At 30.7% G+C, this 11531-nt stretch carries 11 protein-coding genes; 3 read left to right on the top strand and 8 right to left on the bottom strand.

Annotated elements, in window-relative coordinates:
* The first annotated feature begins 65 nt into the window (after positions 1-65).
* Positions 66-1082 (top strand): S66 peptidase family protein, encoded by a 1017-nt coding sequence (locus IFB02_RS06865; protein ID WP_106687478.1) that lies wholly within the window; start codon positions 66-68, stop codon positions 1080-1082.
* Positions 1083-1084: 2 nt separating this feature from the next.
* On the top strand, positions 1085-1444 hold the full coding sequence (locus IFB02_RS06870; RefSeq protein WP_106687477.1) for a YraN family protein: 360 nt from the start codon (positions 1085-1087) through the stop codon (positions 1442-1444).
* On the opposite strand, the gene IFB02_RS06875 is transcribed toward IFB02_RS06870, so the two are convergent.
* From IFB02_RS06875 to mfd, 3 genes are read right to left on the bottom strand one after another with little or no spacing between them, the layout of a single operon-like run.
* The gene (locus tag IFB02_RS06875) at positions 1441-1791 is read right to left on the bottom strand and encodes a DUF2200 domain-containing protein (RefSeq protein WP_106687476.1); all 351 of its coding nucleotides are present in this window, start codon (positions 1789-1791) and stop codon (positions 1441-1443) included. The genes IFB02_RS06870 and IFB02_RS06875 overlap by 4 nt on opposite strands.
* 31 nt (positions 1792-1822) lie before the next feature.
* Complete coding sequence (locus tag IFB02_RS06880; RefSeq protein WP_106687475.1) at positions 1823-3157, bottom strand: TlpA family protein disulfide reductase; 1335 nt, start codon at positions 3155-3157, stop codon at positions 1823-1825.
* A 33-nt stretch (positions 3158-3190) separates the two neighbouring features.
* The gene (mfd, locus tag IFB02_RS06885; protein ID WP_106687474.1) at positions 3191-6529 is read right to left on the bottom strand and encodes a transcription-repair coupling factor; all 3339 of its coding nucleotides are present in this window, start codon (positions 6527-6529) and stop codon (positions 3191-3193) included.
* A 240-nt stretch (positions 6530-6769) separates the two neighbouring features.
* Here mfd and IFB02_RS06890 point away from each other — a divergent pair, with 240 nt between their 5' ends.
* Positions 6770-7201 carry a tellurite resistance TerB family protein gene (locus IFB02_RS06890; protein ID WP_106687473.1) on the top strand — a complete coding sequence of 144 codons (432 nt, stop codon included), beginning with the start codon at positions 6770-6772 and terminating at the stop codon, positions 7199-7201.
* Positions 7202-7248: 47 nt separating this feature from the next.
* On the opposite strand, the gene IFB02_RS06895 is transcribed toward IFB02_RS06890, so the two are convergent.
* The 5 genes from IFB02_RS06895 to fbp form a co-directional block, all read right to left on the bottom strand.
* The gene (locus IFB02_RS06895) at positions 7249-8775 is read right to left on the bottom strand and encodes an ATP-binding response regulator (protein WP_106687472.1); all 1527 of its coding nucleotides are present in this window, start codon (positions 8773-8775) and stop codon (positions 7249-7251) included.
* 17 nt (positions 8776-8792) lie between these two features.
* Positions 8793-9284 carry a Rab family GTPase gene (locus IFB02_RS06900; protein ID WP_106687471.1) on the bottom strand — a complete coding sequence of 164 codons (492 nt, stop codon included), beginning with the start codon at positions 9282-9284 and terminating at the stop codon, positions 8793-8795.
* Positions 9271-10089, bottom strand: a complete 819-nt coding sequence (locus IFB02_RS06905) for a cell envelope biogenesis protein OmpA (RefSeq protein WP_106687470.1) — start codon at positions 10087-10089, stop codon at positions 9271-9273. The genes IFB02_RS06900 and IFB02_RS06905 overlap by 14 nt, the downstream gene beginning before the upstream one ends.
* A 13-nt stretch (positions 10090-10102) precedes the next feature.
* Positions 10103-10459, bottom strand: coding sequence for a fructose 1,6-bisphosphatase (locus tag IFB02_RS06910; RefSeq protein ID WP_106687469.1), 357 nt, complete (start codon positions 10457-10459; stop codon positions 10103-10105).
* Between the two features lie 63 nt (positions 10460-10522).
* On the bottom strand, positions 10523-11527 hold the full coding sequence (fbp, locus tag IFB02_RS06915) for a class 1 fructose-bisphosphatase (protein WP_106687468.1): 1005 nt from the start codon (positions 11525-11527) through the stop codon (positions 10523-10525).
* Positions 11528-11531: the final 4 nt, after the last annotated feature.

Consider the following 11531-nt stretch of genomic DNA (forward strand, 5'->3'; position numbering starts at 1 on the left):
CTTTATTAAAGGCGTAAAAATACACATTTTAACAGCGATTTAGAAAAAAAATGTACATTTACAATATGTCAAAAAACAGATTTATAATTATTACTTTATTGGTGTTTCTTTTTACAGGAACTAACGCCATGATATCCCAAAATGTAAACTTTAAAAACCCAACAGAAAATTTGATACAACCACCATATTTAAAAGCTGGTGATACGGTTGCAATTGTAGCGCCATCAGGAATTTTAAAACATAGAAATGAAGAAGTTGAACGCGCAAAACGTTTATTAAAACAATGGAATCTTAATGTTGTTGTTGGTAAACATGTGTTTAATCAAGCTAATCATTTTGCAGGTACAGATCAAGAACGTTGTGAAGATTTTCAAAACGCTTTAGATAATCCAAATATTAAAGCTATTTGGTGCGCACGTGGCGGATACGGTACGGTTAGAATTTTGGATAAATTAGATTACACTAAATTTTTAGAACAGCCTAAATGGATTATTGGATATAGCGATATTACAGCATTGCATAACCAAATACATAATTTAGGCGTACAAAGTTTACATGCGATGATGTGTGTAAGTTTACCTAAGGATGAAAGTGAAGTAGAACAAACTATCGCCACGTTTAAAAAAGCCATTTTTGGTGAAACTTTAAGCTATACGTTAGAAGGATCAAAATACAATCAAACTGGTGAAGTTAGAGCACCAATTGTTGGAGGTAACTTGACGATGCTTCATACTATGTTAGGTAGTAAAACTAGCGTTGATACTTCTGGTAAAATATTATTTATTGAAGAAATTGGCGAGTACAAATACCACATAGATCGTATGTTACAAAGTCTAAAACGAGCTGGTTATTTTGATCATTGTAAAGGTGTTATTGTTGGCGATATGACTAAGCTAAGAAAAAACACAACGCTTTGGGGAACATCTATAGAACAGCTAATTTTAGATGCGCTTGCCGATTACGATTTCCCGATTGCATTTAATATGCCAGCAGGACACGAAGAGGATAATAGAGCTTTAATTTTAGGTAGAAATGCTACTTTAAAAGTTGAAAAAACAAAATCTACACTTGTATTTGAATAGTAATGGCTAGTCACAACCAGCTTGGTAAAAAAGGAGAACAACTTGCAGTAGATTTTTTAATTGAAAATGGCTACGATATTGTTGAACGTAATTACCGCTTTAATAAAGCTGAAGTCGATATTATTGCTCAAAAAGAAGACGTTTTAGCAATTATTGAAGTTAAAACAAGATCTACAGCAGATTTTGGAAATCCGCAAGATTTTGTAAAACCAAAGCAAATAAAAAACCTAGTTAAAGCAGTAGATGAGTATGTGACTGTAAATAACCTAGAAGTAGATGTGCGTTTTGATATTATAGCAATTGTAAAAGAAGAAAAGCAATTTAATATTGAGCATTTAGAAGATGCTTTTTTCTTTTTTTAAGATCTTAAAATGCTTTCCATTTTTTTACCTCTTGCAAGTTCGTCTATTAACTTGTCCAAAAATCTAATTTTTTGCATCAAAGGATCTTCAATGTCTTCTACGCGGTAACCACAAATTAGACCTTTAATTTTATCAACGTTAGGATTAAGTTTTGGCGCTTTTTCAAAAAACGTTTCAAAGTCTATTTTAGTTTCTAAAATAGTATCTATATCTGCATTAGTATAACCTGTTAGCCAAGTAATAATTGTGTGTACATCTTCTTTTGTTTTTCCTTTTTTTTCGGCTTTAGTGATGTAATGCGGATACACACTTGCAAAAGACATTGCGAAAATTCGGTTTTTTTTCATAATTATTTAGATACTTAAATATTAAAGATAACTATTCTTCTAATGTTTTAGAAAAATAATCTTTAAACGCTTCAAAATCATAAGGTTTTTTAATAATTACTTTGTCTTTATCAAGTATAAAGTAGCTTGGTGTAGATTTAACATTATAGTTGTTACCAATTTGGTTATCCCATTTTCCTTCTCCAAAAACATGGTAAAATTTTGGAAAATCGTAAGTCATGTCTTTCCAGCGGTAACGGTCTTCATCTAATGCTACAGCAATAACTTTTAATTGTTTTTGATCTATTGTTTTTACGTAGTTATGAAGTTGCGGAATTTCATCTAAACAATGCGAACATGTTGTGCTCCAAAATACGATTAAGTATGTATTAGCATCTTCTAATTCATGCATTTTTTTAACGGTAGCTTCACCGTTTTCATCATAAATAACAATTTCAAAATTATAACCTTTATGACCAATTGATGCATTTTTAAAGTATGTTAAATCTTCTACTAGAGCTTTATCGCCTTGATTTGTCGCTAATTGTATTAAATACGCATCTGCGATATGATTGGCTACAGCTTCTATGTTTTCGTAAACAAATTGGTTGTAAAGTACTTCTAGAATGACTTTTTTTACATCTGTATTATTGCCTATTGTTTGTACTGCAGTATCAATGTTTTTTATGTAAGAGGCATTTAAATGGTCTTGATCTATAAAGTTATAGATGTAATTTAACGTCGCTTCTATTAAAAAGTTAGAATTTTGTAAAACCGGATTACTAAAATTGATGTGTTTAAAATAGTCTTGCTTTGCGTTATTTGTAAATTCTTGAGCAGTTACAAATTGGTTAGGAATATACGGTTTGCTTGCAGTTATAAAATTTAAAACCATTTTGCCTTCTGCAGCTTTCTCAAATTCCGATTGTGTGTTTTTTAAAATGGTAATTATTTTAGTAAAGTCTTCTTCGTTGTTGTCGCCTTTCATGTAAAAATTATTAAGGCTTGTTCCAACCATTTGCATGCTTTTATTGTAAGATGTCCAAAGTTTATTTTCTTCGGAATTTATAAAGGTAAGTCCTTCGTCAAAATTATAGCTTAATTCTATATCTTCTTGATTAAATAAAAAGTCGAAGTTGTATTGGTCTTGCGGCTCGTTATAAACAATTCTATATGTTCCAGAAGGTTGATCTTTGTCTAAGGTAAAAGTAAACGTACCATCGTCTTTAATCTCGGCATTGTTTACAAACTTGCTAGTTTGTGTTGTTACTTGGTATAAAAAGGCAAATTTAAAATCTTCTTTATTTGGGAATTGTCCTTTAATTGTATACTGTGCAAAGTTAATTGTTGGTAGTAATACCAATAAAAACACTATTTTTTTAATCATGGGTTGTTTGTTTTTTGTTTAAATTTTCAAAAACTATTCCAAAATTGGTTTTAAAACTTGTAAAGCTTTCTCTACTGTTTTTATATTATCAAAGGTAAGTAATAAACGCAAACCATTACGTGTTTGTTTTTCTTTCATTTTACAAGTTTGTGGATGTGTTTGTACGTATTGTAACACTTTTGTGAAGTAATTACTTTGGTAAAATCCGCTCTTTTGGTCGTTAATAAAGTAACCGATAAGTTTACCTTTTTTCATGATTACTTTTTCTACACCTATTTTTGTGGCAATCCATTTAATTCTAACACTGTTAAGCAAATCTACTACTTGAGTTGGTAACTCGCCAAAACGGTCTATTAATTGATTTTCGAAAGTAGTTAACTCGTCTTCCGTTTTTAGGTTATTTAAAGTGGTATACAGATTTAACCTTTCGGTTATACTGTTTACGTAATCGTCTGGGAAAAGTAATTCAAAATCGGTATCGATTGTAATGTCTTTAACGTATTGCTTTTTCTCTTCAGGCTCGTTGTAAAGGTCTTTAAATTCGTTTTCTTTAAGCTCTTCAATAGCTTCATTTAAGATTTTTTGGTAGGTATCAAAACCAATTTCGTTTATAAAACCACTTTGTTCGCCACCAAGTAAATCTCCTGCACCACGAATTTCTAGATCTTTCATTGCAATATTAAATCCGCTACCAAGCTCAGAAAATTGTTCTAATGCTTGAATACGTTTTCTGGCATCAGTAGTCATAGCGTGATAATCTGGCGTAATAAAATAGCAAAATGCTTTTTTATTGCTACGTCCAACACGACCGCGCATTTGGTGTAAATCACTTAACCCAAAATTGTTGGCATTATTAATAAAAATAGTATTGGCGTTAGAGACGTCTAAACCACTTTCTATAATGGTTGTACTTACTAAAACATCAAAAGTACCATTCATAAAGTTTAGCATAAGCTCTTCCAGCTTTTTACCTTCTAATTGTCCGTGACCAACACCAATTTTTGCATCAGGCACTAAACGTTGGATCATACCTGCAACTTCTTTGATGTTTTCAATACGATTATGAATAAAAAACACTTGTCCGCCACGTTCTATCTCGTAACTAACTGCATCTCTAATAGTTTCTTCGCTAAAACGAATCACGTGACTTTCTATTGGGTAACGGTTTGGTGGCGGCGTTGTAATTACCGATAAATCTCTAGCAGCCATTAAACTAAACTGAAGTGTACGCGGTATTGGTGTAGCAGTTAGCGTAAGTACGTCTACGTTTTCTTTTATGCTTTTAAGTTTTTCTTTTACAGCGACACCAAATTTTTGTTCTTCATCAACAATTAAAAGTCCTAAATCTTTAAATTTAACGCTTTTATTAACCAATTGATGTGTACCAATAATAATATCTACATGACCTTTTTCTAGTTTTTCTAGAGTGATGCGTTTTTCTTTTGCAGTTTTAAAACGGTTTACATAATCTACCGTTACCGGAAATTCTTTTAAACGCTCGCTAAAGGTTTTATGATGCTGAAAGGCTAGGATAGTAGTTGGTACTAAAACTGCAACTTGTTTACCATTATCTACAGCTTTAAAGGCAGCACGAATAGCAACTTCGGTTTTACCAAAACCAACATCGCCACAAACCAATCTATCCATTGGTCTTTCGCTTTCCATATCGGCTTTAATATCTGCAGTAGCAGTAACTTGATCTGGCGTATCTTCATATAAAAATGAAGCTTCTAACTCATGCTGTAAATAACTATCTGGTTTATATTGAAATCCTTTTTTTAATTTACGCTTTGCGTATAGTTTTATTAAGTTGAAAGCAACGTGTTTAACTCTAGATTTGGTTTTTTCTTTAAGGGTTTTCCAAGCTTTACTACCTAATTTATAGATTTTTGGTGGCGCACCATCTTTACCGTTAAATTTGGTTATTTTATGTAAAGAGTGTATGCTTAGGTATAACACATCACGTTCTCCATACACTAATTTTATAGCTTCTTGTTTTTTACCATCTACATCAATTTTTTGTAGTCCGCCAAACTTACCAATACCATGATCTATATGTGTTACATAATCGCCAATGTCTAGATTTGTAAGTTCTTTTAGTGTAATGGCTTGTTTTTTTGCATAGCCATTTTTAAGATGAAATTTATGGTAGCGTTCAAAAATTTGATGATCTGTATAAACCACCATTTTTAAGTCGTGATCTATAAAACCTTGATACAAAGGTAGCACAATTGTTTGAAAATGAACATCGCCATCAACATCTTCAAAAATATCATGAAAACGTTTTGCTTGTTGCTCGCTTACGCAAGTAATATAATTGGTGTAACCTTTGTCGTGATTAGCATTTAAATTATCTATTAATAAATTAAATTGTTTGTTAAATGCAGGTTGAGGTACTGTGTCAAACTTTACAAATTGCTCTGCTTTAAAAACAGATGTTGTCCCAAATTCGACTATGTTAAAATCTAATAATTCTTTTTTTAAGGTTTCAGAATTTGAAAAAAGCTCATTAGGTTTGGCGTGTTTAAGCTCGGAAGACAAGTTGTTAAAAGCAGTTTGAGCTTTACTAAAAAAATCGTCTATTCGGTTAAAAGTTAAATCGAAATTTTTACCAAAAACAACTGTTTTTTGAGCGATGTATTGTAAAAAGCTTTGCCTTTTTTCTTCAATTAGTTTATTAGCAACATTAGGAATAATACTAATTTTTTTAATTTGCTCTGTAGATAATTGTGTTTCTACATCAAAGGTACGAATGCTGTCTACTTCGTCACCAAAAAATTCTATACGATATGGTTGGTCGTGACTAAAGGAAAACACATCTACAATTCCGCCACGTACCGAAAATTCTCCAGGTTCGGTAACAAAATCTACACGTTTAAATTTGTATTCAAACAAGACTTCGTTTACAAAATCTATAGATAAGTTATCGTTTACAGTAATCTTTAGTGTGTTACGTTCTAGCTCTTTTCTAGTTACAACTTTTTCAAAAAGTGCATCTGGATACGTAACAATTATAGCCGGTTTTTTACGTGAGTTTATACGGTTTAAAACTTCTGCACGAAGTAAAACGTTGGCGTTATCTGTTTCTTCAATTTGGTAAGGTCTGCGATAGCTTCCTGGATAAAATAAAACATCGTTTTTATTTATCAAATGTTCTAAATCGTTTAAATAGAAAGCAGCTTCTTCTTTATCTTGGAATATTAGTAAAAATGGTAAATCGGATTGTTTGAAAATTTGTGAAATTATAAACGAAACCGAAGATCCTACTAATCCTTTAACGTGCGTTTTACTTTTAGGTAGGGCAATAGCAGTTTGCAATTTTTGCGTTTGCAAAGATTGTAAATAGGCTTGCGAGATGTTAGATTTACTCACCTTAAATAGAATTTTTTGCAAATATAAGGCTTAGATTTTTTAAAAGCTTTCTGATTAATTAATTTAATCTGATATTAACAATACTAATGAAAATAAACTCTGGTAATTGACCTAAAATGTTGTTAGTAAAATAAATATGATCGTTTTAAATATGTGAAATATATACGTTAAAAAAAGAAACTTTTAATTTTAAAAGGAGCAAGGTTTAATTATATTTGCATTAAATTAAAAATATAAAGTATGTCATTTTCAGATTTATTTGATAGTGGATTTAAAAAGCGAAATGAAGATCATTTTGCTGCAATTGTTAGAGTTGCGATGAGTGATGGTGTTATCACTGATGAAGAAAAGGCGTTTTTAGATAGATTAGCACGTAATTTAGATATTAGCGAAGAAGATTATAAGTTAATATTAAAAGACTATAAATCGCATCCTATAAATCCGCCAACTTCTTACGACCAACGTTTAGAGCGTTTATACGATCTTGCAAGAATGGTTTGGGCAGATCATATAGAAGGTGAAAACCAAAAGGCTATTTTAGAGCGTCTTTGTGTTGGTTTAGGTTTTAAATCTAGTAACGCAAAGTATGTTACAGATAAAGCTTTAGAGCTTGTCCATGAAGGTGTAGATCTAGACACTTTTACTGATGAAATTAAAACAATGAATAGATAATTTATTGTTTATCCATATAAAAAAAGCGAGCATTAAGCTCGCTTTTTTTATTTTACATTGTCTTGTATTTGGGTTAGAAGAGTTTCTTCATCAAATGGTTTTTTAATAACATCGTTTATACCAGCTTTTTTGTATTTTTTTAAGTCGTCTTTAAATACTCTTGCTGTTAAAGCTATAATTGGTATTTTTTTGTGTTCTCTTTCTGGTAACTGTCTTATCTTTTTTGCCAATTGATCACCTTGTCCATCTGGTAACTTAATATCCATTAATATTAAGTCTATTTGGTTGTCGTAATCTGTAATTTTTGGAATTACATCTTCGGCTTTTGTTGCAATGTCTAAAAAGAAATTTCCTTTAGATGCTAGTATTTTTAGTACAGATAGTTGAGTGATTTCTGAATCGTCTACCAATAAGATATTGTACTTTTTATCTTTATTAATTGGTGTACTATCTGTTTGTTTACTTTTTTCTAATTTATAGCTTGGATCTATTCTAAAGTTTAGATTTGTAGAAAATGTAGAGCCTTTTCCAACGGTAGATTCTACAGAAATTTTACTTCCAGATAACTCTACATAATGCTTAGATATAGCTAGACCTAATCCAGAACCAGTATAGTTGTGCGAATGGTTTAATTGCTTAAAGCTTTCAAAAATTGCATCTTGATCTTCTTCTGGAATACCAATTCCTGTGTCCGAAATTTCAAAATGAATATTAGCTTTTCTTGCTCTTGTTTGATTTAAAGATGCGCTAAATGTAATTGTGCCTACTTCTGTAAATTTTATAGCATTACTTAATAGATTACTTAACACTTGGCGAAGTTTCATTTTATCACCACCAACTATTTTTGGTAAGTTTTTATTAAAATTAGTTACAAATTCTAAGCCTTTTTGGTGCGAATTTACTTTGTAAATATGAGCAACTTCTTCTAATAATTCGTGTAGATTAAACGGTTCTAGGATTATTTCGGCTTTGCCAGATTCTATTTTAGAAATGTCTAATATATCTTCTATAAGCTGCTTTAAATAGTTTGTAGAAGAGTCCATTACCTTTAAGTAATTGGTTTGCTCGTCTGTTAATCCTGTTTTTTTAAGAATTTCAGAAAACGTTAAAATTCCTGTTATAGGATCTCTTAATTCGTGATTAAAATTGGCAATAAATGTGTTTTTAAAAGCTTCTTTTTCTAATAAATATTCGTTTTTAAGCTCTAATATTTGCGAATTAATAACAGACTCGTTTCTTACTTGTGCTGTAGTTTGATAGTTATTATAGTGTAATGTTAAATCTAAAATAACTACTAATGGTAATTGTTTACCATCAAATGTTTTTACCACAATATCTGTGATAATTGTATTGTTATTTTGGTCCTGTAAATGAATACAAGAAAATACTAGATCTTGATCTTTTTCTTTGAAAACAGAAGTTAGACTTTCAAAAAAAGGATGAATTTCAGAGATGTTTTTTTCAATTACATTATCAAAAATAACATTGTCAGTTTCTTTTATAACACCTTCAAAGTCTACAATTAAATATTGATTTACAGATTGTGCGTATTTTTGCTTATATTCTTTTAACATTAGGAGAATGTTGAGGTTTATACTAGACTTTTTGCTAATAGATTAAAAATTTCTTCTACATTTTTTCCAGATTTTGCACTAGTATAAAGATCTACATAAGGCTTAAATATGTCTTTGTTTTCTTTAATAAAATCGTTAGTTACCAAATCTTTTTTGTTACCAATAACTTTTATTGGAAGTTTTGGGTATCTTTCTTTAATGTAGTTTAGATCAAATTCTAAATTTTGATATGTTGTTGGTCTAGTTAGATCAAATACATAAATAAAACCGTGTGTTCCTATAAGGTATGACGGTCTTGTATTTGTTATATCGTCATTACCTTCTAGATCCCAAATTACCAAAGTGATATCTTTATTTGTTTCTGGTAAGATTACATCTTTTTTTAAGATATGTACACCAATGGTTACTTTGTAATCCTCGGTAAAAGTGTTTTCTACAAAACGTCTAATTAAAGACGATTTTCCTACACCAAAGTGTCCTATTAAAACCACTTTTTTAGATAATTTCATGTTCAAATTGGGCTTTTAATTTTGTAGCTAATGCGCTACTGTTTTCTAAATCTGTTTTATTTATTACGTTTTGGGCAAAGTCTAGTAATTTATCTTCTAATTTGTTTCTAAATGTAGCTGTAAAAGCGCCAGATATTACTACTGCAATGTAATAATTTGAAAAATTTTGAAGGTGAATATGGTAGTTTTCATATTCTATATATTCTAGACTTTGTGTTTCTGCTTGAAATGCATCTTCTGCAAAACTTTTAATTGCTGTTAACATTCCCGCAACAGTGTCTTGGTCTATGTTTTGCGTTTTAGAATATTCTGATGCTACAATACCAGATCCTTGTTCTATAACCATTATTTGTTCTATAGTAGGTTTAAAATGGTCTTGAAGGATTAAATCTGCTTCAGAAACGCCACTTCTTTTTGCTCTAAATTTTCGTTTTAAAGCCTCAAAAGAAAAGGTATTATTCATTTTGTTGTTTATAGCTTCGGATAAAAGTTGTATTTCTTTTTGCACATACTTTTTTATCATTTTACCCATTATTGGGTATAAGGCTTCTACAACTGCGTCTTGCGAATTTTTAATTTCGGTTTTTAAAGTTTCTGTAATTGTAGGACCTAAAGTTTCTGGTATTTCTTGAACAAACTCTTTAAGTCTGTCTTCAATTATAGGATCTACTCTTTTAGATAAATTAGGTTGTTGGTTTATTATCTCTTCCAACGACTTAAGTTTTTGTTCTATGGATAAAGCATACTCATGCTCATCTTTAAGCAAGATGTCCTTAAGAATTTTTAATTTATCGTCTTGAGTCATGGATTGTCAAAATTTATTGACTAATCTTTTCTCCTAGTTTTGTGAAAAGTTCACCCAGAAGTCTTCTGTCTAATTTTTTGTCGTCAAGATCTTCGGTTTTTTCTTGAAGAGACGCTTCTAATTCTGTAATTCTAATATTAATATCTGTACTAAGATTATCAATATTTTGAAGTAATTCTGTTTTTACTTCATCAATTAAGTTTTCTAGAGCTTCTTTTTTGTTAAGAATATCTTGTTTAAGTGTTTCAAACTCGCTATCGTAAGCTTGCATATTTTCTCCAAAAATAAGCTGCTTAATAGCATCTATTTTAGAGCTTGAATCTACTGTATTTAATTTTACATCTTGTTGATCAATCTTCTCTTTTCCCATGATGTTAATTTAAGGATATGATTAAGAATGTAAAAATAGCAAAAAAATGTTATAAAAGAGCCTTTATGCGTTGTGCATAAACTCTTCTGCTTTTGTAACCATATTCTTACTGCCACAAAAAAATGGGACACGTTGGTGTAACTCGGTTGGTTGTATGTCTAAAATTCTTGTAAAACCATCGCTAGCTTTACCGTTTGCTTGTTCTGCAAGAAAAGCCATAGGATTACACTCGTACAATAATCGTAATTTACCGTTAGAATTTTTAGAGCTTTTTGGGTACATGTAAATACCACCTTTTATCATGTTACGATGAAAATCTGAAACCAAAGAACCAATATACCTAGATGTATAAGGTCTGTCTTCTTCTTCCATTTGGCAATATTTGATGTAATTTTTTACACCTTGCGGAAAATGAATGTAATTACCTTCATTTACAGAGTAAATAGTACCATCTTCTGGAAATTGCATGTTTGGATGCGACAAATAAAATGTACCAATTGCAGGATTTAGAGTAAAACCATTAACACCATCGCCAGTAGTATAAACTAACATTGTAGATGTACCGTAAACTACATATCCTGCTGCAACTTGTTGGTTACCTGGTTGTAAAAAATCTTCGATAGTAACAGGTGTACCAACAGGTGTTACGCGTCTGTAAACAGAAAATATCGTACCAACAGAAACGTTAACATCTATGTTAGAAGATCCATCTAAAGGATCTATTAATACTACATATTTATTTTGGTTGTTAGAATCCTGACTGTTAATGCTAACAAAGTGATCTTCTTCTTCACTAGCAATACCGCAAACAATGTTTCTATTGGTAAGCGTTTGTATAAATTTATCGTTTGCGTAAACGTCTAATTTTTGCTGGTCTTCACCTTGTATGTTGGTATCTCCAGCAGCTCCAATAATATCTACTAATCCAGCTTTGTTAACTTCGTGATTAACAACTTTTGCAGCTAACCTAATGGAGTTTATAAGTCTAGATAATTCTCCAGAAGAATATTTAAAAGATGATTGATTTTCTATTATAAATTCTCCTAAAGTTTGGTTTCGTTTAGACATGAAG

It is taken from the genome of Mesoflavibacter profundi (genome assembly GCF_014764305.1).
Classification (GTDB): domain Bacteria; phylum Bacteroidota; class Bacteroidia; order Flavobacteriales; family Flavobacteriaceae; genus Mesoflavibacter; species Mesoflavibacter profundi.

Bases quoted from the DNA above. Each gene is read 5' to 3' on its own strand.
- IFB02_RS06870 (WP_106687477.1), top strand. From the start codon at position 1,085: ATGGCTAGTCACAACCAGCTTGGTAAAAAAGGAGAACAACTTGCAGTA.
- IFB02_RS06865 (WP_106687478.1), top strand. From the start codon at position 66: ATGTCAAAAAACAGATTTATAATTATTACTTTATTGGTGTTTCTTTTT.
- fbp (WP_106687468.1), bottom strand. From the start codon at position 11,527: ATGTCTAAACGAAACCAAACTTTAGGAGAATTTATAATAGAAAATCAA.
- IFB02_RS06880 (WP_106687475.1), bottom strand. From the start codon at position 3,157: ATGATTAAAAAAATAGTGTTTTTATTGGTATTACTACCAACAATTAAC.
- IFB02_RS06905 (WP_106687470.1), bottom strand. From the start codon at position 10,089: ATGACTCAAGACGATAAATTAAAAATTCTTAAGGACATCTTGCTTAAA.
- IFB02_RS06900 (WP_106687471.1), bottom strand. From the start codon at position 9,284: ATGAAATTATCTAAAAAAGTGGTTTTAATAGGACACTTTGGTGTAGGA.
- IFB02_RS06895 (WP_106687472.1), bottom strand. From the start codon at position 8,775: ATGTTAAAAGAATATAAGCAAAAATACGCACAATCTGTAAATCAATAT.
- IFB02_RS06875 (WP_106687476.1), bottom strand. From the start codon at position 1,791: ATGAAAAAAAACCGAATTTTCGCAATGTCTTTTGCAAGTGTGTATCCG.
- IFB02_RS06910 (WP_106687469.1), bottom strand. From the start codon at position 10,459: ATGGGAAAAGAGAAGATTGATCAACAAGATGTAAAATTAAATACAGTA.
- IFB02_RS06890 (WP_106687473.1), top strand. From the start codon at position 6,770: ATGTCATTTTCAGATTTATTTGATAGTGGATTTAAAAAGCGAAATGAA.